A 23,621-nucleotide genomic window follows, 5' to 3' on the forward strand; every position below is an offset into this window, starting at 1 on the left:
TGTCCAGCCGCTACGGTCGGCCCGTGCCCGGACCGCCCGACGACGCCCTGCTGAGCCCGCCCGAGGTGGCCGCGTGGCTCGACGTCGACGAGGCGTGGGTCGCGCGCGCGATCGCGCGCGAGGACCTGCCGGTGATGGGCTTCCGCTCGTGCGGCACGCCGGTCGTCGCGGTCGGGGAGGTCCGCGCCTGGCTGCGGCGGCCCGACCCGCACGGCGACGAGACCTGACCGGCCGGGTGGCCCGGTGGCGCTCCGCGGCCGTATCCGGGTGGATGCCCCGCCCGATCGAGCACCGCGCCCACCTGCCCGCCGACCCGGCGGTCGTGCACGACCTGCTGGTCGACATCGCGGCCTGGCCGGCGTGGTCGCCGCACGTCGCGTCCAGCGAGCCGTCGAGCGGTCGCTGCGCCGCCGGGATGACGGTCGTGACCCGCGCGTTCTTCTCCCCGGTCGCGACCCCGATGCACGTCGACTGGGTCCGCGAGGGCGCGGGCATGGGCTGGCACTCGCGGGCCCTCGGGCACGTGCTGCGCTACGAGGACCGCGTCGTCGCGGCGGTGGGCGGCGGCACCGACGTGCACTTCGTGGCGCGACTCGAGGGCCCGGCGGCCGGGCTCCTGACCGCGCTCGCCCGGCCGTTCAGCACGCTCGGGATGCGCCGGCGGATCGAGCGACTCGGCCGTGTCGCGGCGGCGGTCGGACCGCGGCAGGACACGCGGCGCGGGGTGGCGGCGTGAGCGTCGCCGACGCGTCCGCGCCACGTCCGGCGACGGCGCCGGTCGCGGTCGCGTGGACCGCGGCGGTCGCCGCGACGGCCGCCGTCGGGGGCCTCGGGACCGACGTGTCGTCGCGCTGGTACCGGCGCCTGGCGCTGCCGTCCTTCCAGCCGCCCGGGCCGGCGTTCGGGATCGTCTGGACGATCCTCTACGCGCTGATCGCGATCGCCGCCACGCGCGCGACCGTCGCCGCCCGCGACGGGGACGAGCGGCGCCGGATCGTCTGGGCGTTCGCCGCGAACCTGCTGCTGAACGTCGCCTGGACCTGGATCTTCTTCCGCGGCCACCGGGCCGGCGCGGCCGGCGTCGAGATCCTCGCCCTCCAGGCCAGCACGCTGCTGCTGATCCGGCAGCTCGTCGCGGTCGACCGCACCGCCTCGCGCCTGCTCGTCCCCTACGCGGCCTGGGTCGGCTTCGCCACCGTGCTCACCTGGACGATCGCGATCCGCAACCGCTGAGCACCCCGGCCGGGCATTCGGCCCCTGCACGACGAAGTCCCCGCCGGAGCGGGGACTTCATGAGGGGTGAGCGACGGGACTCGAACCCGCGACCGCCTGGACCACAACCAGGAGCTCTACCAACTGAGCTACGCCCACCACGCGTGCCGCCAGTCTAGCCGTCACCGGCGCACGGTGACGGCCGGGCAGAAAAGCGCCCTCGCGACGAGTGGCTCGTCCGAGGGCATGTCGTCCCCGGCGGGTAGAGGCCCCCTGGGAACGCCGGCAAAGGGTAGCGCGCGCTCAACGAGCGCGTTCGGCGACGGGCGGGCGGCCGTGACCCAGCCGCCGGGCGGCCACCGCGAGCTGCAGCAGCAGCACGTCGGCGGGATCGCGGAACGACAGGCCCGTGAGTCGGGCGATCGCCGCGAGCCGGTGGTCGACCGAGTTGGCGTGGAGGTGCAGGTCCTCGGCGGTCCGTCGCCGGCGGAGGTCCAGCTCCACGTGCCGCTGGAGCGTCTGCACGAGGTCCACGCCCCGGGAGGCGTCGTGGTCCTCCAGCGGCCCGAGCACGCTGCGCTGGAGCGCCTCGGCGAGGTCCGGCCGGGCCAGCAGCAGCAGCTCGAGGAGACCGTCGACCGGGTCGAGGATGCCGCGCCGTCCAGCCGCGAGGGCGACGTCGGTGAGCGACACCAGCGGCTGCACCTGCGCCGCCAGCTCGGGGACGCCGGTGAGCTCCCCGATCGCGGCCACCCCACGCAGGCCGGCGAGCCCCTGGAGCGTCGGCTCGGCTCCCTGCTCCTCCCCGCCCAGGCCCAGGACCACCGCTCCGCGGGCGATCGCGACCCGCCCCTCGCCGCGGAGGTCCATCGCGACGGACCGGGCGAGGGAGGGCGTGACGGCGCGGTACACCGCCGGCCGCACGAGACTCCCGCGCGCGAAGCCGGCCGCCGCCGCGAGGCCCTCCACGATCCAGGGCGACGGCTCCCCGACCAGGAGCGCCTCACCGAGCGCCTCGCGCGGCGCCTGCGCGATCGTCTCGCCGTCACCGACCCGCCGCGCGAGCGCGGCCAGCGGGACGAGCGCGGTGCACCGGTCCGCCGGCCAGGAGGCGCGAACCGCGCCGGCCGCCGCCCAGCCGTCCTCCAGCTCGGCGCCGACCGCGCGCAGCAGCGCCCCGCCCGACGCGCTCGCGCCCGCGCGTGCCAGCGCGTCGGCGAGCAGGTCGGCCGCGACCGAAGCCCGGGCGCCGCGGCGCGCGGCGGCCAGCGCCTCCACCCCCTCGCCGAGCGACACGGGACCGCGGTCGCCGCGCTCCGCGACGGGGCGGCCCGCGGGAACGGTCGGCGGCTCGGGCAGCCGCTCCGACCGCACGGCCAGCAGCAGGGCCGTCCGGCCGCGCCAGGTCCGCAGGTCGACCCCGAGGGTCGCCCCGAGCCGTCCCAGCCGGTAGCGCACGGTCTCCCGGTGCAGTCCGAGCGTCTGCGCCGTCGCCCGGACGTCGCAGCCCTCACGCAGATACACGCGGGCGGTCGCGAGGTCCGCCTCGGGCGCGCCCCCGGCGAGCACCCGCCGCACGCGCGCCCGGATCGCCCGATGGACCTGCGGACAGGAGAGCAGCAGCCGCTCGGCGACGTGGTCGCGCTCGTCGAACACGAAGGACGGGTCGGTCGGATCCGCGCGGCGCAGGACCTCGCGCAGGCGCGCGGCGCGGGCCGGGACCGCATCCGGATGGCTCGTCGTCTCCGCCGCGAGCAGGACCCCCGGCCCCGGGGACGGCAGGCCGGCGGCCGGGACCCGCGCGACCACGTGGTCGGCCAGCAGCGTCGCCTCGACCCCGGCCGAGCGCAGCTCGGCGGCCAGCGCCGCGTGCTCGCGCACCCCTCCCCCGGGCCGCAGCGCCACCGCGAGCCGCGCGGATCGCGGATCCGCCGCCGGTGCGGCCACCGGCACGGCGGCGGCCAGCAGCTGCTCCCGGGACCGGCGCTCCTGCGTCCCGGTCCCCACCGCGGGATCCGCCAGCCGGTCGAGCACCGCGGCGACGATGCCCGGGACGGCGCCCAGCGGTCCGGCCGCGGCGTTGAGCGCGGGAAGCTCGTCGATCCGGGCGGCCGCGACGAGGCGCTCCCAGACGGCGGCGGCCTGCAGGGCGGGGATCGCCGCGACGACGTCGGCGGGGAGGCCCAGCAGCGCGACGAGGTCGACCGCCGCCTCCGCCGGCACGTCGGTGTCCCCGGGCGCCAGGCGGCGCTGCTCGACCAGCAGGTCGACCACCAGGACGCGCACGGCCCGCGCCAGCGCCGGGACACCGGCCGTGAGCGTCGCGGTCGGGAGCGGGGCCGCAGCGGGCAGGGCGGCGCGGATCCGGTCGATCGCGCCGCGATCCACGTCGTCCCAGCGCACCTCGGACGCCAGCCGGCCCACGAGCTCGCCGCGGTCGACGGTCGGCTCGACCGCCTCCGCCCCGCCCTCCGGCAGCGTCACAACGAACCGCCCGCCGGGGAGTGACGTCGCCGCAAGCTCCGGCACGCCGCCGCGCCTATACTCGCTCCGCCGCACGGCGCCCTCACCCGCTCGCGCCCGTCCTGCACCGGCCCTCCGCGGCCCCGCCGTGCGCCCGTCCCATGCCGTCCCGCGCGCCCACAGACACCCGCTCCGCCGGCTGCGAGGACGCCCAGCGGCGCGGATCGGGACGGTGGCGAGGACGGCGCGGCACGGTGCCCCGGGAGCCTGGCGTCCCGCCGGGTGCCCCGGGCTGGCCCGCGGACCAACGCCGGCCGGACCCGTTGTGCAGCGGACCAACGGCGGCCTGCCCGCCACGGGGCGGGCGATGAGCGAGCTCTCCCCGGACGCCCGAGCGGCGATCCGCGATGCCGCACGGGCGATGGCGAGCCGGCTGGACGAGATCCACGGCGCGGTCGTCGCCGCCACGCTCGAGCGGGTCCCCGTGGACGCGGACGGCTCCCACCTCGTGACCAGCCTCAGCGACATGGTCACCGCCAACCTCATGGCGTTCATCGCCACCGTCGGCGGCCGCCTGGAGGTCACCGCGCACGAGCCGCTGCCGGAGGAGCGCAAGTGGGCGGCGAACCTCGCCCGTGCCGGCCGCGAGCCGTCCGACCTGCTCGCCGCGCACCGGACGATCCAGGCCGAGCTCGAGGCGCAGTGGCGCCGCGGTCTGCGGGACCAGGCGTCCGACCTCGAGACGTTCGCGGACGCGGACGCGGCGACCGCGCAGGTGCTCTTCCAGATGGTCGACCGCGTCCTGCCCGAGCTGATGGCCCACCACGCCGCCACCTCGGCCTCCGACCCGCCGGTGATCGCCCTGCGGCGGGGCTCGACGATCCGCAGCCTCCTCGCGGGCCACGACGTGGACGTCGCCGAGGCGAGCGCACGACTGCACTACGAGCTGGACCGCTGGCACGTCGCGCTCGCCGCACGGGTCACGGACGACGCCACCGCGGAGGAGCAGCTCGAGCGGGTGGTGGGCGCCGTGCGGGCAGCCACCGGCCGACGGCCGCTCGCGACCCGGGCGGGCTCCGACGTCATCCACGTCTGGGCGGGCTTCGACGGCGAGCCCGAGCGGGTCGCGATCCCGCCGGTCGCCGGCGCGGTCGTGGCGCTCGGCCGAGCGGCGCGGGGGCTCGACGGCTTCCGTCGCAGCCGGCACGAGGCCGTCCGGGCGCTCGATCTCGCGATCGACCTCGGTCGCGCGCCCGGGACCGTGACGGACTACGCGGAGGTCGAGGTGCTGTCGCTGCTGTACGCGGACCGGCCCCAGGCGCGGCGGTTCGTCGACGAGGTGCTCGGCCCACTGATCGAGGCCGACGCGACCGGCGCGCTCGTGACCACGATGGAGGTGCTCTACGACGAGCACCTCAACTCGGCGCGCGCCGCCGAGCGCCTCGGCGTCCACCGCAACACCATCACCTACCGTCTGCGGAAGGTGCTCGAGCTGACCGGCGCGTCCCACCCCCTGACGCTGCGCCTGCGGGTGGCGGTCGCGCTCGCGCCCGCGGTCCTTTCCGGCGTCCCCTCCCCCCTCCGTCGCGGGAGCACCGACCGATGAGCCGGTCGGGACGCCCGCAGGACCTGCGGTGGGCCGCGCGACGGCTCCTGCGCGACGTGTCGCGGGCGGTCCGGCGGCCGCCGGCGCCCACGGGACCGGCGCGCGCCCCGATGGGCGACCCGGTGCTGGCCGCGCTGCGGGTCCGGACGATCCTGACCGGCGCGCCGGTCTTCCTGGCCCTCTTCCTGCTCTTCCTCGTGACGTCGCCGACGCCGGTGCGCGTCCTGCCCGCGCTCCTGATCGCGGGCACGATCATCCTCGGCCCGCTCGCGATCGGCGTGCAGCACGTCCGCCACGGCCCGTACCCGCGCAACCGGGCCTACCAGTCCGCCGCGGTCGGCTTCACGGTCGCGGCCGGCGCCGCGATCGCCGCGCTGGGCCCCGGGCCGTCGACCGCGTTCTCGGTGACGATGTCCTTCGGGGTGATCACCCTCATCGTGCTCGCCCTCGACGGCCGCTGGCTCGCCGGCGCCGCCCTCGGCCACGCCGCGGCGTGGCTCGGGACCGGCTGGCTGCTCAACGACCCGGGGACGGACGCGCTGCTGACCGGCGCCGTCGTGCAGGGCGGCGCGCTCACGGTGCTGCTGCTCGCCGGGCGGATCTTCTCCGATCACGTCCTCGTCGCCGCGACGGCCAACGAGGCGGCGCGGCGCGCGCAGGCCGAGGCCGAGCTCGCCCGGGTCCAGGAGCGGCAGCGGCTCTCCGAGGCGCTGCACGACCACGCGCTGCAGCTCGTGGTCACCGCGCTGCAGGACCTCGCGGAGGCCGAGACCGACGACCCCGCGGTCCTCGAGGCCCACCAGCGGATCGACGACGCCGTCCGTGCGCTGCGCGGCCTGAGCGTGACGATGAACGAGGGGCTGCTCGCGGAGCTCGCGCCGCGGGTCGCGCTCGAGTACGTGGTCGCCGAGGCCCGCGGCGACGGACGTCTGGAGATCGACCTCGACGTCGAGCCCGACGTGCACCGTCGGCACACGGTGCTCCTCGTCGAGTCGGCCCGGGAGCTCCTGGCGAACGTCCGGCGCCACGCCAACGCGAGCCGGGCGACGGTGCGCGTGGCGCTGCGCGACGGCGAACTGGAGCTGGCCGTCGAGGACGACGGGGTGGGCTTCGACGAGGCGGCGGTCGCCGCGGCCGGCGACGCCGGGCACGTCGGGATCTGGCGCCTGCGGCGCCACGCCCGGGTCCTCGGCGGGGCCTTCACGTTGTCCCGCCGCCCCGGTGGCGGGACGCGCGCCGCGCTGCGCGTCCGCGACCGCCGCTGACGGCCCCGTCGGGGTCCGCACGGGCAGCGGCCCGTCGACCACGCACGCGGACCGTGCCGCCGGGCGCCCCGATCTGCGGTCCCGTCCCCGGCCGTCCCGCCGCGTGCTCGCACGCCCGGCACGAGCGATCGGCGCGCGGACCGGTGCAGGCCGAGGCTGCCGGCGAGCCCCTGGGGTCCGCGACCGCCGTGGGGGCCGGCGGACCCGCCCCGGGAACGACGGCGGCCCCGCCGGGGGAAGCGGGGCCGCCGTCCTTCGTCCAGTCCTACCCGGGCCGCCCGGAGGCGGCCCGCCCGATCAGGGGAAGTCCACCCCGCGGATGAGGGTGTACGTCGGGTAGGTCTTCGGGTTGCTGCGCGTCTTGCGCACCCGGGTCTCCAGCCGGTAGATCGCCGAGTCGACGCGCTCCGGGGCGGCGAACGTCACCGTGAACCGGCCGTCCGACGCGGGCTTGATCCGGGCGACGACCTTCGCCGGCGTCCCGCACTCGGTGCGCTCCCGCACGGTGATCGTGGCGACCGGCGCCGCCAGCGGGCGGCTGACCCGGCCGCTGATGCGGATCTCCGAGCCCTGACGCAGGCCGGTGATGTCCATCCGCCGCGCGAGCTTGAGGTTGAGCGACCGCTCGCCCTCGAGCTCCGCCCGGTACCGGGCGCGGTTGGTCGCCCGGACCCGGGCGCTCGGCAGGCTGACGAACGCCTCGAACGTCCCGTCACGCTGGACGGTCGGCCGCGCGACGATCGCACCGGTCGCCTGGAAGCGCAGTGCGACCCGCTTCCCGGCCTGCGCGGCCCGCGTGACGCCCTGCAGGCGCACCCGGTTCCCGACCCGGCGCACGTCCACCAGGACGAGCGAGCGCTCAGCGCAGTCGAGCATCAGCTGCCCGGAGGTCCGCCGCACGCGGTACGTGGACGTCGACGTCGTCGTCTGCCCGAGGACGCTCGTCGTGGTCACCGTGATCGTGTGCACGCCGGGCTGGTCGGTCGGCAGCGGGGCACCCGACGCCACCGGGACGGTGGTCCCGTCGGGCTTCGTCACGGCCGCCGTGCAGACCGTCGACAGGACGACCCCGGAGCACGTGTAGCTGACCGGGAGGGTCTCGCCGAGTCCGACGACGTGCCCGTCCGCCGGCGCACCGACGACCGGCCGGTTCGGCGCGGCCACCACGTAGCTCGTGGTCGTCGTCGTGCTCTGGCCGAGCGCGTCGACGCCGGTGACCGTCACCACGTACGTCCCGGGGACGTCCGTCGGGAGCGGCGCCCCGCTGGCGATCGGAACGACGGTCCCGTCCGGGCGGGTGACCGTCGCCGCGCACGTCACCGGGGCGGCGGCGCCACCGCAGCTGTAGTTCAGCGGACGGTTGGCGCCCTGCGGCAGCGTCGTGCCGTTGGGCAGGTCCACCGCCGGAGCGGTCGGCGGCGGCGCCAGCGACGCCGTCGCCGTGTCGTTGGCGGACGTCGGGTCGGCGTCCTGGCCCTCGACGCGGGCGGTGTTGTCGACGCGACCGAGCGTGCCGACGACCCGGCCGGTGACGGCGATGCTCGCCGTCGCACCGGGCGCGAGCGAGCCGACGAGGCAGCGGACCGTGCGACCGTCGACGGTGCAGCCCTCGGTCGCCGTCGCGACGTCCGTCACCTGCGCCGGGAGCTGGTCGGTCACGACCGCCCCGGAGCTCGCGGTCGTCCCGCGGTTGCTGACCGTGATCTCCCAGGCGAGCGTGGAGTCCGCCCCCGTCATCGCGGTCACGCGACCGGTCTTGGCGATCGCCAGGTCGGTCTCGGCGCCCTCGCAATAGGTGCCGTCGACGTTGCCGTTGACGGCCTCGGTGCGACCGACCGACACGAGCGAGAACGTGGGCGTGGCGGTGTCCGCCCCGGCGATCCGGATCTGCCGGATCTCGCTGCTGGAGTTGAACACCAGTCCGAGGTCGCCGTTGCCGAACTTCCAGGCCCCACCGGCGGCCTGGACGAGCCCGCCGGGCACGACGCCCGTGGCGGGGAACGCGTCGACCTGACCGGTGGTCGGGTCGATGCGCATGATCGTGGCCTGGTCGTTGTGCTTGCCCCAGAGCCGCCCGGCGATCAGCGCGAAGTCGGAGACCTTGGCGGGCGCCGAGAGCTCGACCTCCGTCGCCAGGCGGTTCGCCACGTCGATGCGGTACATCGTCGTGCCGTCCAGCGGCTTGACGTAGTACGCCCCGTCGGGTCCGAAGGCGCCGGCCGCGTAGGTGCCCGCGGGCAGGTTGGAGACCGCCCCGAGGTCCGTCGTCGCGGCGTCCTGGACGCCGAGCTTCAGGAGGTGACCGTTCTCGGCGACCGCGTAGACGAGGCCGTCGGCGGCGTTGTAGCCGATGCCGTTGTAGGTGACCGAGCCACTCGCGTCGATCGCGGAGGTCCGGTATCCGCCGGTATCGGCGACGACCCGCAGCAGGTCCGCGGGCGAGTTGCCCGAGACGATGATCTGCCCGGGGGTGCAGCGCTTGGGCCCGGAGCCGTCGTTGCACGCGGGGACGCCCGGGGTGCTCGCCGGCGAGGCGTTGCCCGCCGCGTCCGTCTGGGTGGCGGAGACGGTCGTCCCGCAGGCGAACGGTCCCTCGACCTGCCAGGTGCCGTCGTCCTGGACCGGGGTCGTGGCGATCGGGCTCGCGTCCTGGTCGAGCACCGTGACGGTCGCCCCGGGCTCGCCCTCACCGGAGAGCGTGCCGACCTGGTCGATCGCGATCACGGTCGGGGGGTTCGGCGGGCTGGTGTCGGGACCGACCTGGAACGGCGCCGAGTACTGCGACGAGCGTCCGGCGGCGTCCTGCGTCTGCACGCGGAAGTTGCCTCCGGTCTTCGTCGTCGGCAGCGTCACGGTCGTGGTGGCGCTGACGTCGTCGATCCGACCGACGTACTCCTCGGCGTTGTCGTCGGCCGTCCAGAAGACGTCGACGTCGACGGGCGTGGTCGGTGCGGTGTTGGCGCCCAGCGGCGGCGTCACCGGCGCGACCGTCAGCTGCACGGACACGCCCGGGTCGAGGACCGCGGCGGTCGGACGCCAGGTCTGGATGCGGCTGTTGGCGCGGCCGCCGTAGTTCGTGACGAACCAGCCGGACTGCGCCTCGCTCTGGATCGGCGAGGTCGTGCCGCGGGTGTTCTGGTCGAACGTGTTGCGCTCCATGCGCGTGCGGCCGTTGCCCAGGGCGACGATCGGCCCCGACGCGGCGGCCTTGTAGCCCTGGACGCTGTTGCCCGTGAAGGACCAGCCGGTGTCGGCGCTCTCGGCGACGTTGGCCTGGCTGTAGATCGCCCAGCGGTTCTGGAAGACGCCGTCGTCCTGGCGGAAGACGTTGTTGCGCACGACGTTGTTGGTGCCGGGCTGCCGGATCCAGACGGTCGTCAGGCCGTCGCCGCGCTGGTTGATGAAGTCGTTGTCCTCGATCACCGCGTCGGTGTACGTCGCGTCGACGAAGTCGAGCACGTGCTGGAAGACGTCCTCGAAGCGGTTGCCGCGCAGGACGAGGCCGTCGTGCTCGCTGCCGCCGTGGTCGACGAACGCCCAGCGGGTGCCGTCGAAGGTGGAGTCCTCGACCCGCAGGTTGGTGGTGTCGCTGTTGGGGTAGGCGAAGATCGCGAACGCGTTGTCGGCGACGAAGCGCGAGTTCGTGATCGCGAGGTCGGTGGTCGAGCTGCCGCTCTGCAGGCCGACGGCGTACCCGGCCGGGCTGTCGAAGTCGGAGTCCTCGACGGTGAAGCCGTCGATCTTCGCGTCGAGCTCCACCCAGAGGTCACCGAACTGCTCGGTGCCCTTGCTGTCCAGGCGCGTGATCGCGACGTTCGAGACGGGGTCGTCGCCGGCCTGGGCGCGATCGACGAAGATCGGGAAGCGGAAGACGCTCACCGCGTCGAGGTCGGTGATCGTGACGCCGGACGCCTCCGCGAGGATGCCGACGCAGACCTCGAGGATGGGGGTCGTCGGATCGGCGCAGGTGCCGTTGGCGATCGTCGTGTTCTGCGTGCCCTTGTCGACGACGATGCTCGAGTCGCCGCCGCGGAGGTTCTGGAAGTTGCGGATCGTCACCCCGTCGCTGCTGACGAGGAAGATCCCGTTCGGGGCGTCGTCGGCGGACTCGATCTTGATGTCGTTCCCGAGGTCGACGGTGACCGGGCGGTTCGCGTCGATCTGGAAGAAGTAGTTGCTGCCGAGGTAGTCGTTGCTGATCCCGTTGTGGGAGACGCCGCCGGCCTTCATCTTCAGGCCGTTGGCGGGCAGGGTCAGCGTGCCGGAGCCGGCGAAGACGATCGCGATGTCGTCACCGGGGGACGCGGGGAGCGCGTTGGCCTGCTGGACCGCGGCGCGCAGGGTGCACGTCGCGTTCGCGGTGGCGCAGATCCCGTCGGCCGTGTTGGCGTCCGAGCTGGCGGCGGCGACGCTCGTGTTGACGAGGGAGTCGACGGTGAACGTCGTCGTCGCGGCGTGGGCGGCCTGGGGCAGCGCGAGCAGCGCGAGGACGGTGAGGACCGCTCCCCGGACGCGGGCACGCCGCCGCCGCGGACGTTCGGGCGGGGGCGGCGCGACGGCGACCCGAGGGGGCGCACCGGGACACGCGGATGGTGTCTCCTTGCAGGGAGGACGTTCGATGCTGACTCGCGTTCTAGGCACCTGCGCGACGCTAGATCAGCGACGGGTGTCGAACGTTCATGCGCCATCAGATTCCGGCGGTCGACGACTGGGACATCGCCGCAACCCCGACGGACGGCGAGAGGCACCCCAGGTTGGATTCGAACCAACGACCTGCCGATTAGAAGTCGGCTGCTCTATCCAGCTGAGCTACTGGGGCACGGGACGCGCGCGGACCGTACCGCAGCGTCTCCTGGCGCACGGCGGCCCGCCGACGATCGGGGCGGCCGGATTCGAACCGGCGACCCCCTGCTCCCAAAGCAGGTGCGCTACCAGGCTGCGCCACGCCCCGATGGCCCCCATGGTGGCAGCGCCGCGCCCCGAGCGCCATCGGCAGCGACGCGGCCGGGCGCCCGGGCGTCCGACGAACGTCCACCCGGACCCTCCCCAGCTGGTGCGTCCTGGTGCGACGGCCGACGCAGACCGTGACCGGGGCCCCGCCCCCGTCGCCTCCCTCAAGCCCTCATGCCCAAGCTCCCGCGCACCTCCCGCGCGGCGGTGATCTGCGCCCTCGTGGCGAGCGCCGCCGCCCTGCTCCCGTCCCCCGCCCGGGCGGCGGACGCGATCCTCCCGTCGCTGCCGATCTGCCTGGACACGGTCGTGCTGCCGCCGATCGGCACGTGCGTCCCGGCCCCGACCCCGACGCCCTCCCCGACGCCGGCGCCCGAGGAGCCGGCGCCCACGCCGCCGGCGAGCCCGGGCCGCTGCGCGGACCGCAACCTGCAGCCGACCGCGGCGACGATCGCGCGCGTGGAGCGGGCGACGCTCTGCCTGCTCAACCGCGAGCGCACGAAGCGCGGCCGCGCACGCCTGCGCGCGCAGCCGACGCTCGCCGGGGTCGCGGACCGGTACGCGGCGCAGATGGTCCGGGAGGGCTTCTTCGCGCACGTGTCCCCCGCCGGCACGACGATGCTCGCGCGGATCCGGCGCACCGGGTACCTCGAGGGCGACATCGCGCGCTGGTCGGTCGGGGAGAACCTGGCCTGGGGCACCGGGAGGATCTCGACGCCCGCCCGCATCGTGAAGGCCTGGATGGCCTCCCCGGGGCACAAGCGCAACATCCTCGACCGCAGCTACCGCGAGATCGGCGTCGGGGTCGTGCTCGGCGTCCCGGAGGATCCCTCGCGCGGTGCCACCTACGTCACCGAGTTCGGGCATCGCGTGCGCCGCTGAGCCCGACGGCGGGCCATGCGGGTCGCGGGGCGTAGCATCTGGGACATGAAGGTCATCTCGACGCGCTCCGGCACGTTCAAGCAGACGGTGAAGATCCGCGGCCACCAGCTCGTGGCCGACGAGCCGACCGATCTCGGCGGCCAGGACGCCGGCCCGACGCCGGAGGAGCTGCTGGCCGCGGCGCTGGCCTCCTGCACCGCGATCACCATGGAGATGTACGCGCAGCGCAAGGGCTGGGACGTGGCGGGCCTGGAGGTCAGCTGCGAGTTCCAGGCCTCCGAGCGCGGCAAGCCGACGACGTTCGAGCTCGATCTCCGCATGCCCGCCCATCTCGACGACGAGCAGGTCGAGCGCCTGCGCGTGATCGCGGCGAAGTGCCCGGTGCACCGCACGCTCGACGGCGAGGTCATGTTCGACGAGCGTGTCTCCCGCGCCTCCCTCGCCTGAGGCGCCGGACGCGGGGGCGCTCCCCGCGCTGCGCTCCCGGCTGCTCGACCCGCGCGACGCGGCCGGCCTGTCCGTGCACGGCCGCACGACCGCGGCGGTGCTCGTGCCGCTGTACGTGCAGGACGGCCGCCTGCACGCCGTCTTCACGCGCCGCCGGGACGACCTGCGCCGCCATCCCGGGGAGATCAGCTTCCCGGGCGGCCGCCGCGACGACGCCGACGCCGACCTGCTGGTGACGGCGCTGCGCGAGGCGGAGGAGGAGATCGGGCTGCCGCGCGAGGACGTCGAGATCCTCGGCGCGCTGCAGCCGACCCCGACGATCGCGACGAACTACGCGGTGTATCCGTTCGTCGGGCTGATCGAGCCCGGGCACGTGTGGACGCCGAGCGACGGGGAGGTCGCCGAGATCCTCGAGCTGTCGCTCCCGGATCTCGTCGCCGGGCACGGTCGCGAGCGGCTCGTCCGCCGCGGGGTGCCGTTCCGCACCGACGTGTACGTCGTCGACCGGCACCTGATCTGGGGCGCGACCGCGCGCATCCTGCACGACCTGCTCGAGCGGCTCCCGGCTGCGGTCGTCTGACGCCGCGGGGCGGATCCCCCGCGGCGCCGGGTGCCGGACGCCGACCGCTCAGCGGCGGACGACGAGCACCGCGGTCCCGGTGAGCGGCCGGCCGCCGTCCCGCGCCCGGACCCGGGCGGCGACGGTGAGCCTGCCGGTGCGCCGGATCTTGCTGCGCGCCGCGCCGACGAGCGGGACGACGATCGTGGCCGCGCGCCCGGGCCGCAGGGCGAAGCTCGCGCTGCCGACCGTGGACGCGGTCGTCCCGCGCAGGATGCCGCGCAGCGTCACGGTGCCGCGGCAGATCCCGGTGGCGCTCGCCGGGCAGAGGACCCGGAAGCGCGCCGAGCCGGCCTTCGTCATCCGCGTGCGCAGCGACGGGGCGGCGAACGCGACGGTGATCGGGGCGTCCTGGGAGACCACCGGAACCGGGGTCGGGGCCGGGGCCGGCGCGGCGGGCGTCGGGCTCGGCGCCGGCGGGTCGGGCGTCGGGATCGGGGTCGGCGTCGGCGCGACACCGGTGCCGGTGAGCGCGGTGGTCGCCGGACCGCCCCCGCCCTTGGCGGTGTAGGCCAGCGTCAGGCCGCCCGTCGCGTCGCCCGCCGCGGTCGGCGCGAACACGAGGGCCACGGTGCAGGTCTCGTCGGGGGCGAGCACGAGCCCGTCGGCGCAGGTCGTCCCGGTCGGCCGGATCGCGAACCCGGAGCCGGTGACCGCGGGCGGCGCGAGCGTGACCGGGTTCTCCCCGGAGTTCGTCGCGGTCACCGTCGTGGTCGTGGCGGCGCCGAGGGTCACCGGGCCGGCGGCGTAGCTGCCCGGGTCGACCGACAGCGGCACGTAGCCGGCGGGCGGCACGACGCGGACGGTGGACGTGACCGTCCGGGTCTGGTTCGAGGCGTCGGTGACGACGGCGGTGAACGTCACCGTGTCGCCGAGCTGGTCGAAGCCGGGGGTGTAGGAGAAGGCGTCGTACGGGGCCTTGCCGTCGACCACGGGGGTGCCGCCGTCGACGCTCAGGGCGACCGACTTGACGCCGAAGTCGTCCGCCGCGACCACGACCGGCGCCGCGTCGACCCCGGCGACGATCGTTCCGCCGCCGAGCGGCTCGTCGATCGAGGCGGTCGGCAGCGCGTCCGCGGTCACGCCCGGGACGGGCCCGGCCTGGAGCGCGGTCAGGACCTGCTGGCTCGTGCGGGTCGTCCCGCGCTCGATCGAGGCCGCCGGGGTGGTGTCGTCCCCGGAGATCCCCTGGCAGGTCGCGCTGCTCGGCGCTCCGACGATCGGGCCGGTGTTGCAGCCCCACCAGTTCTCGAGGCCGAGCGTTCCCGGCGTGAAGGCGGCGGGCGCGCCCTGGCGGACCGCGTCGTTCGTCGCGTTGGCGTTGAACGCGCCGTAGCCGTTGCCGGTGAACACGTTGTCGTAGACCGTGAGCGCCCGGACCGCGGGGTTGGACGGGTCCGGTCCGGTCTCCGCGTCGGTCAGCAGGACGCCGACGGACTGACGTGCGTCCGGCGTGTAGGAGTTGCCGGTGATCACCGACTTGGTGACCTCGCCGCGGTGTCCGGCGTGGTAGCGGATGCCGGTCTGCGGGATCAGCGTGTCGGGGCCGGAGCCGGTGACGGTGGACTGCACGACCCGGCCGTAGGCGCGGATGCCGGACCGCTGCGTGGTCGTGGCGGAGCCGTCGGTCCCGCGGGCGTCGTCGAACAGGATGCCCCCGGCCTGGTAGCCGGTGACGAGCGTGCGCTCGACCGTCACCTCGCGGCGGATCGTGCCCTCGCTGGCCCCGACGAGGTGGTTGGTCTGGACGATGCCCCAGCCGTGCGGCCGGGCGGCGAGCTCGGTCGCGTCGGCGGCGCGCAGCAGCGGTCCGACCCGACTGTTGCGCACGACGCCCGAGGTGTTGAAGAAGGCGATGCCGGCCTCGGCGTAGATCGTCGGCGACTCGACGGTGACGCCGGAGATCGTCGTGAAGTTCTCGTCGAAGTCCGAGGAGCCGCCCGCCTGGCGCGAGACCGTGATGACGTTGCCGCCGCCGTCGCGCAGGTACGGCGCGGAACCGGCCAGCGTGGGGCCGAGCGCCGCCGCCGGCCGGATCGTCACCTTGTCCGCGCCGGCGCCCAGGAGCGTGAGCGGCTTGGTGATCGTCAGGCCGTTGCGCGACCCGGTCTGGGACGGGGAGTTCGCGCCGGAGGCCGGGAAGGAGCTCTCCAGGTAGAGCCCGGCGCAGATCACGACCGTGTCGTGCGGGGACGCCTGCTGGACCGCGGCCTGGATCGAGGTGAAGCCGGCGTTCGGGCAGTCGAGCCGGTCGTCGTCGACGGTGTAGGTCGACGCCGCCGCGACCCCGGGGAGCAGCGCGGCGAGCGCGAGGGACGTCGCCGCGGCGCGGGGGAGTCGGGAGAGCACGGGGTGGTTCATGGGGGTGGTGAGACCTCGGTCGTCGATGGGGGCGGACCGCGCGCGGGCCGCCGTCGCCGCCCGCAGCGGGCGGCGACGAGCACGGTATGGACCGGGTGGCTCCCCGCTCTCCGACCGACGGGCGAAGGTAGTCGGAGCTACATCCGACCGGCGGTCGGAGATTCGCACCACGTGGCGCACCTAGTGTTGCCGCCGCCTCACCGGTTGCGGCCGCGCAGTGCGCGTGGGCCGGTCCGGTGGCGTTCCACCCCTCCATCAGGAGCCCCCTTGCACACCGTCCGCACCCCCCGTCGCACCCGTCTCGCCCTCGGCGTCCTCGCCGCGCTCAGCGCGCTCGGCACCACGGCCGCCCCCGCCCTCGCGCAACTGCCCGACCCCATGGTCCGCGGGTCGCTCGGCGTGGAGACGAAGAACCCCTACACGCTCGGAACCGTCACGCTGCAGGAGCCCAACGCCGGTGGTGGCGCCACGACCGGCGCGGCCGCCGCGGCGACGCTCCAGGTGCGCGGGACCGCCTACCTCCCGAAGGACAAGCCCGGCCCCGCCCCGGTCATCGTCCTCGTGCACGGCAACCACACCCAGTGCGACTCGGGGACCTCGCCGAACTGCACGGCGTTCAAGCGCAACGACCTCGGCTACGGCTACCTCGGCGAGAACCTCGCCAGCTGGGGCTACGCGGTCTTCTCCGTCGACCAGGACCAGATGATGGCCTTCCAGGACGGCCTCGCGCGCGGCATGCACCAGCGCCGCCTGCTGATCGCCGCGACCCTCGACGCGCTCTACAAGGCCAACCAGGAGCCGCTCCCGGAGGGCCCCAACAGCAACGTGGGCGCCGACCTCGTCGGCCGCCTCGACTTCTCGCGCATCGGCCTGATGGGCCACTCCCGCGGCGGTGACGCGGTCACGAGCTTCATCGACTACAACCGCAGCCGTCCCTCCCCCGGCCGCCGCTACCCGCTGCGCGCCGTGATCTCGCTCGCCGGCACCGACTACGAGCGGCGCGCACCGTACGGCGTGCCGTACCTCGCGCACCTGCCGCTGTGCGACGGCGACGTGTCGAACCTGCACGCCGCACGCAACTTCGAGCGGGGCCAGTACATCTTCCCCGGGGACCCCTTCCCGCGCGTCCAGTTCGCCATCCACGGCACGAACCACAACTGGTACAACAGCGTCTGGGACTTCGACGGCGAGGACTCCAACACCGGCGACCAGGCCTGCACGATCACGGCCCCGACCACCTCGCCCAACCACGTCCGTCTCTCGCGCGGCACCTACGACTCCGCCAACCGCGGTTCCGGTGACCCGGCCCGCATGGGCGACCAGGCCCGGATCGGCCTCGCGACGATGTCGAGCTTCTTCCGCCGCTACGTCGGCGGCGAGGTCGACTTCGAGCCGTTCATCACCGGTGAGACGCAGGAGGACGGCACCACGCCGGTCGTCCCCGCGAGCGCCTGCCCGCAGGGCGGGACGACCAACGCCACGTCGGGTGGCACGCGCATCCCGTGCGTCGAGCGGATGCTCACGAGCTACTTCCCGGGCGCCGGCGAGCGCCGGGACGTGCTCGACCCGGACCCCGACGACCCGCTGACGGTGAGCGCCGTCGGCACGTCGATCACCGCGTCCGGGTTCGCGAACCCGTACGTCAGCGGTGGCGGCGTGACCCCGCAGCCGGCGACGACCGCCACCGGCATCGACTGGTGCAACCCCGACCCGAAGAACTTCTCCGACACCGCGCTGGGCGGCCCGACGCCGAACCTGCCGCAGGGCGACAAGCCGTGCCCGGTCCCGGCGATCGGCGCCCTCGGCGGGCAGAGCGGCATGCGCGAGAACTCGCCGGTGAACAACTCCTACGGCCTGCAGCTGGCCGTGGCGTGGGACAACCCGCTGGGCACCGGCGGCGCACCGGCGACGCTCGCCACGCGGATCCCGCAGGCCGCCGGCGACGTCCGGGGCTTCAAGGCCCTGGCCCTCGCCGCGGCGGTGAACTTCTTCGACCCGCGCAACCCGGACCGCACGCTCGGAGACGGCGCCGCGCTGTGGAACCCGGCGGCCAGCACGCAGGACTTCACGATCGCGCTGACCGACGCGGCGGGTCGGACCGCCACGGTGTCCGCGGCCGACCCGCGGTTCGGCAACGCGCTGCACCCGACGGTCGGATCGACGACCTCGAAGGTCCACATCCTGCTCAACGAGATCCGGGTGCCGCTGTCGGTGTTCGCCGGGCAGGGCCTCGACCTCGGCGCCGTCCGCAGGCTCGAGCTGCGCTTCGGCGAGGCGGGCAAGCCCGCGACCGGCTCGATCCAGCTCGCCGACGTGCGCTTCCAGGAGGCCACCACCGGCTCCCCGGTGTTCGCCGAGACGACGCGCAACGGCCCCGCCTCCGGCCCGACCCGCGGCCCGGACCCGATGGCGATCATCGACGCGACGCAGCGCGTCAGCACCGCGGTGGCCGGTGACGTGATCGGCCTCTTCGGCGCGACCACCGTCCGCACGGGCGCGGCGTGCACCGACCGGGTCGCCCCGTCGCTGGCGCTCGGCCGGATCGCGGTCACCGGCGGGCGGCTGACGCTGCGCGGCACCGCCCGTGACCGCGGCTGCCGCTCCACCGCGCCGCGCACGGTGCTCGTGTCGCTGACGCGGGCGGCCGGCGCGGGCCGCTGCCGCTTCGTCACCCCGTCCGGCCGGCTCTCGCGGGTCCTGCCGTGCGGCCTGGCGAGCTCGTTCGTCGCGACCGGCACGCGGAGCTTCCGCCTGAAGCTCGCGCGCCGGCTGGGCGCGGGTCGCTACACGGTCACGGTCCGGGCGCTCGACGCGGCCGGGAACGTCGCGGCCCGCACCGCACGGGTGACCGTCCGCTAGCTCCGGCCGGCGGTCCGGGGTCGCCCGCGGCGGGCGGTCCCGGACCGTCGCGGTTCAACGCTGGGGCGTGGCGCGCACGGCGGTGAGCAGCGAGTCGATCGCCTCGCGCGCCGCGGGAACCCAGGCGTCGACGTCGCGGCCGTCGGCACGCAGGTACGCGTAGGGGATCTCGTTCTTCTCGAACGCCCACTCGACCTCGTGCCGGCCGCTGGCGAGCAGCTCGTCGGCGACGGTGCCCGCGTCCTCGAAGACGACACCGCGCACGGTCGTGTCGGTCGTCTTCTCCAGCAGCATCTTCAGCCGCGAGCCGAACAGCGCCTCGAGCTTCTCGGGGTCCTGGTGCTCGGCGGTGCCGAGCAGCCAGCAGAGGACGGTGACGTTCTCCAGCGCGAACCGGATCGTGCCGACGACGTCGGGCGTGCCGACGTAGCACTCCGCGCCGACCGCCTCGATCGCCTCGCGGCGCGCCCCCTCGCGCGACACGATCCGCACGGCGTGGCCCTCGGCGGTCAGCGAGCGGGCGAGCGCGAGCCCGCGCTCGCTGCCGCCCCCGATCATCAGCACTCTCACAGCTCGTCTCCTTCGATCCGGGCCCGGTACTCCTCGGCGCTGATCGGCGGCAGGCCCTTGGCCGCGCGGCGCCTGTTCTTCACCTCGAGCATCTGCTCGATCTCGAGGTCGGCGAGGTACTCCTCGCTGCGGCGGGTACGTTCGGCGGAGGACTCCTGGACCAGCTGGTCGAGCGTGTCCTCGGTCAGCTCCTGCTGCCCCAGACGGCGCCGCCGCCGGTTGGCGACCTGCATCAGCGCCTCGAGGTCGTCGATGTCGTTCTGCGCCTCGACCTCGGGGGAGCGCGTCGGCTTCCAGTCGACGACGTCGGCGCCGGAACCCGGGTAGAAGCGGCCGAGGAGGTAGAGGGCCACGACGACGCCCGCGCTGCCGCCGAGCATGATCACCGCGAAGGGATCCACCGCCCGAGTGTAGGGGGTGCCCGTGATCGGACGGTGTGTCCGATACGGTCCGGCGCATGGACTTCGACCTCTCCGACGAGCAGCTGCTCGTCCGCGACACCGCCCGGGAGTTCGCCGAGCGGGAGGTCGCGCCGCGGGCCCGGGACAACTCCCGCAACGAGCACTTCGACCACGAGCTCGTCGCGAAGATCGCCGCGCAGGGCTACCTCGGCGCGATCGTCCCCCGCGAGTACGGCGGGGCGGGCCTGGACTACGTCACCTACGGGCTGGTCGTCGAGAACGTCGGGCGCGCCTGCAGCGCGATGCGCACGGTCATCAGCGTCCAGACGTCGCTGGTCTGCTCGGTCATCGTGACGTTCGGCACCGAGGAGCAGAAGCACGCCCTGCTGCCGCGGCTGTGCAGCGGCGAGATCCTCGGCTGCTTCGCGCTGACCGAGCCCGACACCGGCTCCGACGCCGCGAACCAGAAGACCCGCGCGACGAGGGTCGACGGCGGCTGGCGGCTCAACGGGTCGAAGATGTGGATCTCCAACGGGAACGTCGCGAAGCTCGCGCTCGTCTTCGCCCAGACCGATCCGTCGCTCGGCCACAAGGGCCTCGCCTGCTTCCTCGTCGACACCGACCAGGACGGCTTCGTCCCCTCCCCCATCCACGGGAAGATGGGGATGCACGCCGCCGACACCGCGTCGATCGCGCTCGACGACTGCTTCGTGCCCGACGACATGGTCCTCGGCGAGGTCGGGCAGGGCTTCAAGATCGCGATGACCTCGCTGGACTCGGGCCGCTACTCGGTCGCCGCGGGCTGCGTCGGCATCTGCCAGGGGTCCCTGGAGGAGTCCGTGAAGTACGCGCAGGAGCGCCGCCAGTTCGACCGGCCGATCGCGTCGTTCCAGCTCGTGCAGGCGATGATCGCCGAGATGCGCGTGAAGACCGACGCCGCCCGCATGCTCACGCTGCGCGCGGGCTGGCTGAAGGACCAGGGCCGCCCCAACACGACGGAGACGTCGATCGCCAAGCTCTTCGCCACCGAGGCCGCGGTCTGGTGCGCGAACGAGGCCATCCAGGTCCACGGGGGCGCCGGCTACGTCGACGACCACCCCGTGGAGCGCTACTTCCGGGACAGTCGCGTGACCACGCTCTACGAGGGCACCTCCCAGATCCAGAAGCTCATCATCGGCCGCGCGGAGACGGGCATCAACGCCCTGGTGCCGTCGTGAGCGCCTTCGCCCCCATCGGCGTCGTCGGCGCGGGCACCATGGGTGCCGGCATCGCCGAGGCCGCCGCCCGCAACGGCGTCCCGGCGATCCTGCACGACCCGATTCCGGAGGCGCTCGAGCAGGGCCTCGCGCGGATCGCGAAGAGCGTCGCGCGGTCCGTCGAGAAGGGCCGCATCGACGCCACCGAGGGCGACGCGATCGTCGCCCGCGTCACGGGCGCCGGCGAGATCGGCGGGCTCGCCCCCTGCCCGCTGATCATCGAGGCCGCCCCGGAGCGCCTGGAGCTCAAGCACGCGATCTTCGCGCAGCTCTCCGCGGTCGCCCCGGACGCGGTCCTGGCCTCCAACACGTCCTCGATCCCGATCACCGCGATCGCCCCGGCCGCCGCACGGCCCGAGCTCGTCGTCGGGATGCACTTCTTCAACCCGCCGCCGGTCATGCGGCTGCTGGAGGTGATCGCGGGGATCGACTCCGCGCCCGAGGCGCTCGCGCTGGCGCGGGCGGCGGGCGAGGCGCTCGGCAAGCACGTGATCGACGCCGCCGACGTCCCCGGGTTCGTCGTGAACCGCTGCAACCGCCCGTTCCTGCTCGAGGCGTTGAAGCTCCTGCAGGAGCGGATCACCGACGTCGAGACGATCGACCGCATCTGCCGCGTCGAGGGCGGCTTCCGGATGGGGCCGTTCGAGCTCGCCGACCTGGTCGGCATCGACGTCGGCTTCGAGGTCGCGAAGTCGTTCCAGGAGCTGAGCTTCGGGGAGCCGCGCTGGCAGCCATCCCCGCTCGCGGCGCGCATGGTCGCCGCGGGCCTGCACGGCCGCAAGACCGGGCGCGGCTGGTACCGCTACGACGACGGCCCGCACCGCCCGCAGGACGCGGCGGCCGGCGAGATCACCGGCCCGTCGCCGGGAGCGAGCGACCTCGTGGTCATCGCCGGGGATCTCGCGATCGCCCACGACCTCGCGGCGCTGGCGAACCACGCCGGCTGGCGGGTCGCTGGCCCGGGCGAGAGCGACGAGGTGCCGTTCCTGTGCCTGGACTGCGCCGCCGACCCCGACGAGGAGGTCCTCCAGGGGGCGCCGCGCGCGATCCTCTGCGCGGGCACGTCCCTGGTCGCCGCCGACGAGGGCGGCAACGCCGTCGGGTTCCACGCGCTGCCGCCGCTGCTGGACGCCGACGGGCGCGGGCTCGTCGAGCTGACCCGGGGCCGCGACACCGCCCCCGCGGTCGCGCAGGCCGCCGAGGCGTTCTTTGCGTCCCTGGGCCTGCACGTCGCCTGGGTCGGGGACGCCCCCGGTCTGGTGCTCGGGCGGATCGTCTGCCAGCTCGTCAACGAGGCGGCGTTCGCGCTCGGCGAGGGCGTCGCGAGCGCCGACGACATCGACGCGGGCATGGAGCTCGGCGTCAACCACCCGCGCGGGCCGCTGGCGTGGGGCGACCACATCGGCCTCGACCACGTCCTCGGGGTGATCGCCGGCCTGCACGCCGAGACCGGCGAGGAGCGCTACCGCCCCGCCCCGCTGCTGCGACGCCTGGTGCTCGAGGGCCGCCTGGGCGAGGCGACGGGCGAGGGCTTCCGCGTGCACGACGAGGCCCACGACGCGGACGGTCACGTCCACGACGAGCACTGCGGCCACGAGCACTGACGCGATCTCACGTCGGGGACACGGCGTACGTTGTCCCCGCGTGAGCCTTCCGCCGTTCCAGCGATTCCTCGACGCCCAGGCGGCCGACGTGCACCGCTTCCTCGTCGCCGCGGTCGGCGCCGTGGACGCCGACGACTGCTTCCAGGAGACGTTCGTCAGCGCCCTGCGCGCCTACCCGCGGCTGCGGGAGGACTCCGACCTGCGCGCGTGGGTCCTGACGATCGCCCACCGCAAGGCGCTGGACCACCACCGTGCCCGCGCCCGCCGGGCGATCCCCGCGTCGGACCGGATGCCCGAGCCGGTGGCGCCCGCCCAACCGTCCGCCCTGGACCGCGACCGCGGTCTGTGGGCGCGCGTGCACGAGCTGCCGCGCAAGCAACGCGCCGCGGTGCTGCTGCGGTTCGCCGGCGACCTGAGCCACCGCGAGGTCGCGCAGGCGCTGGGCTGCAGCGAGGAGGCGGCGCGCCGCTCCGCCCACGAAGGACTGAAGAAGCTGCGAGAGGAGCTGTCCGCATGACCCCCGAGGACCTGCCGCTGCCCGCCGCCGACCCGGACGCCGTCGCCGCGGCGACCGCGCGGTTCGTCGCGTCCGCGGCGGCCGACGTGGACGTGGCCTACGACGTGTTCGAGACCCCGGTCGGCGAGCTCGTCGCGGCGATGACCCCGAGCGGCCTCGTGCGGGTCGCCTACAGCGACTGGAACGGCGGTCCCGACGCGGTCGTCGAGGACCTCGCGCGCCGGCTGTCACCCCGGGTGCTCGCGGCGCCGGCCCGTCTCGATCCGCTGCGCCGCGAGCTGGAGGAGTACTTCGACGGCCACCGGACCGCGTTCGCGGTCCCGCTGGACTGGACGCTCGTGGTCGCGTTCGGTCGCCGGGTGCTGCGGGCCACGGCGGCGATCCCGTTCGGGCAGACCTCGACCTACGGGCGGGTCGCCGCGGCGGCCGGCAACCCGAAGGCGGCCCGGGCGACCGGGAACGCCCTGGGTCAGAACCCGATCCCGATCGTCGTCCCGTGCCACCGCGTCCTGGCCGCGGGCGGCCTGGGCGGCTACACGGGCGGCACGGAGCGCAAGGAGCTGCTGCTCGGCGTCGAGGGCGCGCTGCCCCCGCGGCTGCCGGGGTGAG

Annotated in this window: 18 protein-coding genes and 3 tRNA genes; 13 read left to right on the forward strand and 8 right to left on the reverse strand. The window is 75.0% G+C overall.

The window, feature by feature from the left end:
* Nucleotides 1–23 precede the first annotated feature (23 nt).
* From C7Y72_RS15160 to C7Y72_RS15170, 3 genes are read left to right on the forward strand one after another with little or no spacing between them, the layout of a single operon-like run.
* Nucleotides 24–227: a DNA-binding protein gene (locus C7Y72_RS15160; protein WP_107570030.1), complete on the forward strand. Its 204-nt coding sequence runs from the start codon at nucleotides 24–26 to the stop codon at nucleotides 225–227.
* 44 nt (nucleotides 228–271) lie between these two features.
* The gene (locus C7Y72_RS15165) at nucleotides 272–736 is read left to right on the forward strand and encodes an SRPBCC family protein (RefSeq protein ID WP_107570031.1); all 465 of its coding nucleotides are present in this window, start codon (nucleotides 272–274) and stop codon (nucleotides 734–736) included.
* The gene (locus C7Y72_RS15170) at nucleotides 733–1,233 is read left to right on the forward strand and encodes a TspO/MBR family protein (RefSeq protein ID WP_107570032.1); all 501 of its coding nucleotides are present in this window, start codon (nucleotides 733–735) and stop codon (nucleotides 1,231–1,233) included. The genes C7Y72_RS15165 and C7Y72_RS15170 overlap by 4 nt, the downstream gene beginning before the upstream one ends.
* Nucleotides 1,234–1,298: 65 nt before the next feature.
* Here the strand turns inward: C7Y72_RS15170 and C7Y72_RS15175 are convergent.
* Both C7Y72_RS15175 and C7Y72_RS15180 read right to left on the reverse strand, forming a co-directional pair.
* Nucleotides 1,299–1,371, reverse strand: a tRNA-His gene (locus C7Y72_RS15175).
* Nucleotides 1,372–1,515: 144 nt separating this feature from the next.
* A complete protein-coding gene (locus C7Y72_RS15180) occupies nucleotides 1,516–3,741 on the reverse strand; it encodes a helix-turn-helix domain-containing protein (protein ID WP_146175401.1) in 2,226 nt (741 codons plus the stop codon).
* A gap of 301 nt (nucleotides 3,742–4,042) precedes the next feature.
* Between C7Y72_RS15180 and C7Y72_RS15185 the strand changes: the two genes are divergently transcribed.
* A complete protein-coding gene (locus C7Y72_RS15185; RefSeq protein WP_146175402.1) occupies nucleotides 4,043–5,281 on the forward strand; it encodes a PucR family transcriptional regulator in 1,239 nt (412 codons plus the stop codon).
* Nucleotides 5,278–6,546: a sensor histidine kinase gene (locus C7Y72_RS15190; protein WP_107570035.1), complete on the forward strand. Its 1,269-nt coding sequence runs from the start codon at nucleotides 5,278–5,280 to the stop codon at nucleotides 6,544–6,546. Before C7Y72_RS15185 ends, C7Y72_RS15190 begins: the two co-directional genes overlap by 4 nt.
* A gap of 297 nt (nucleotides 6,547–6,843) precedes the next feature.
* Here the strand turns inward: C7Y72_RS15190 and C7Y72_RS15195 are convergent, their stop codons facing one another.
* From C7Y72_RS15195 to C7Y72_RS15205, 3 genes are all read right to left on the reverse strand, one after another.
* Nucleotides 6,844–11,187 (reverse strand): DUF6923 family protein, encoded by a 4,344-nt coding sequence (locus C7Y72_RS15195; protein ID WP_107570036.1) that lies wholly within the window; start codon nucleotides 11,185–11,187, stop codon nucleotides 6,844–6,846.
* A gap of 104 nt (nucleotides 11,188–11,291) precedes the next feature.
* Nucleotides 11,292–11,365 (reverse strand) — tRNA-Arg (locus tag C7Y72_RS15200).
* 58 nt (nucleotides 11,366–11,423) lie between these two features.
* Nucleotides 11,424–11,497: transfer RNA gene (locus C7Y72_RS15205), tRNA-Pro, on the reverse strand.
* 173 nt (nucleotides 11,498–11,670) lie between these two features.
* Here C7Y72_RS15205 and C7Y72_RS15210 point away from each other — a divergent pair.
* Genes C7Y72_RS15210 through C7Y72_RS15220 form a run of 3 tightly spaced genes read left to right on the forward strand, consistent with a single transcriptional unit; the run spans nucleotide 11,671 to nucleotide 13,405 of the window.
* Entirely contained in the window at nucleotides 11,671–12,378 is a 708-nt protein-coding gene (locus C7Y72_RS15210) for a CAP domain-containing protein (protein ID WP_107570037.1), read from the forward strand.
* 45 nt (nucleotides 12,379–12,423) lie between these two features.
* Nucleotides 12,424–12,825, forward strand: a complete 402-nt coding sequence (locus C7Y72_RS15215; protein ID WP_107570038.1) for an OsmC family protein — start codon at nucleotides 12,424–12,426, stop codon at nucleotides 12,823–12,825.
* The gene (locus C7Y72_RS15220; RefSeq protein ID WP_233243892.1) at nucleotides 12,800–13,405 is read left to right on the forward strand and encodes an NUDIX hydrolase; all 606 of its coding nucleotides are present in this window, start codon (nucleotides 12,800–12,802) and stop codon (nucleotides 13,403–13,405) included. The genes C7Y72_RS15215 and C7Y72_RS15220 overlap by 26 nt, the downstream gene beginning before the upstream one ends.
* A gap of 48 nt (nucleotides 13,406–13,453) precedes the next feature.
* Here C7Y72_RS15220 and C7Y72_RS15225 read toward each other — a convergent pair whose 3' ends face one another.
* The gene (locus tag C7Y72_RS15225; RefSeq protein WP_146175403.1) at nucleotides 13,454–15,793 is read right to left on the reverse strand and encodes a right-handed parallel beta-helix repeat-containing protein; all 2,340 of its coding nucleotides are present in this window, start codon (nucleotides 15,791–15,793) and stop codon (nucleotides 13,454–13,456) included.
* Nucleotides 15,794–16,072: 279 nt separating this feature from the next.
* On the opposite strand from C7Y72_RS15225, the gene C7Y72_RS15230 reads away from it, so the two are divergent.
* Nucleotides 16,073–18,664 (forward strand): alpha/beta hydrolase, encoded by a 2,592-nt coding sequence (locus C7Y72_RS15230; protein ID WP_233243893.1) that lies wholly within the window; start codon nucleotides 16,073–16,075, stop codon nucleotides 18,662–18,664.
* Nucleotides 18,665–18,718: 54 nt separating this feature from the next.
* Here C7Y72_RS15230 and C7Y72_RS15235 read toward each other — a convergent pair whose 3' ends face one another.
* Together C7Y72_RS15235 and C7Y72_RS15240 are read right to left on the reverse strand one after the other, a co-directional pair.
* A complete protein-coding gene (locus C7Y72_RS15235; RefSeq protein ID WP_146175404.1) occupies nucleotides 18,719–19,234 on the reverse strand; it encodes a Rossmann-fold NAD(P)-binding domain-containing protein in 516 nt (171 codons plus the stop codon).
* Nucleotides 19,231–19,635 (reverse strand): hypothetical protein, encoded by a 405-nt coding sequence (locus C7Y72_RS15240; RefSeq protein WP_107570041.1) that lies wholly within the window; start codon nucleotides 19,633–19,635, stop codon nucleotides 19,231–19,233. Before C7Y72_RS15240 ends, C7Y72_RS15235 begins: the two co-directional genes overlap by 4 nt.
* Nucleotides 19,636–19,691: 56 nt before the next feature.
* On the opposite strand from C7Y72_RS15240, the gene C7Y72_RS15245 reads away from it, so the two are divergent.
* The 4 genes from C7Y72_RS15245 to C7Y72_RS15260 are packed head-to-tail and all read left to right on the forward strand — an operon-like array spanning nucleotide 19,692 to nucleotide 23,620.
* A complete protein-coding gene (locus C7Y72_RS15245) occupies nucleotides 19,692–20,852 on the forward strand; it encodes an acyl-CoA dehydrogenase family protein (RefSeq protein ID WP_107570042.1) in 1,161 nt (386 codons plus the stop codon).
* Nucleotides 20,849–22,495 (forward strand): 3-hydroxyacyl-CoA dehydrogenase NAD-binding domain-containing protein, encoded by a 1,647-nt coding sequence (locus tag C7Y72_RS15250; RefSeq protein ID WP_107570043.1) that lies wholly within the window; start codon nucleotides 20,849–20,851, stop codon nucleotides 22,493–22,495. The genes C7Y72_RS15245 and C7Y72_RS15250 overlap by 4 nt, the downstream gene beginning before the upstream one ends.
* Before the next feature lie 40 nt (nucleotides 22,496–22,535).
* Entirely contained in the window at nucleotides 22,536–23,012 is a 477-nt protein-coding gene (locus tag C7Y72_RS15255) for an RNA polymerase sigma factor (protein ID WP_107570044.1), read from the forward strand.
* Nucleotides 23,009–23,620 carry a methylated-DNA--[protein]-cysteine S-methyltransferase gene (locus tag C7Y72_RS15260; protein WP_107570045.1) on the forward strand — a complete coding sequence of 204 codons (612 nt, stop codon included), beginning with the start codon at nucleotides 23,009–23,011 and terminating at the stop codon, nucleotides 23,618–23,620. The genes C7Y72_RS15255 and C7Y72_RS15260 overlap by 4 nt, the downstream gene beginning before the upstream one ends.
* The last annotated feature ends 1 nt before the right edge of the window (nucleotide 23,621 follow it).

Origin of the sequence: Paraconexibacter algicola, from assembly GCF_003044185.1 — a bacterium.
Lineage (GTDB): Bacteria > Actinomycetota > Thermoleophilia > Solirubrobacterales > Solirubrobacteraceae > Paraconexibacter > Paraconexibacter algicola.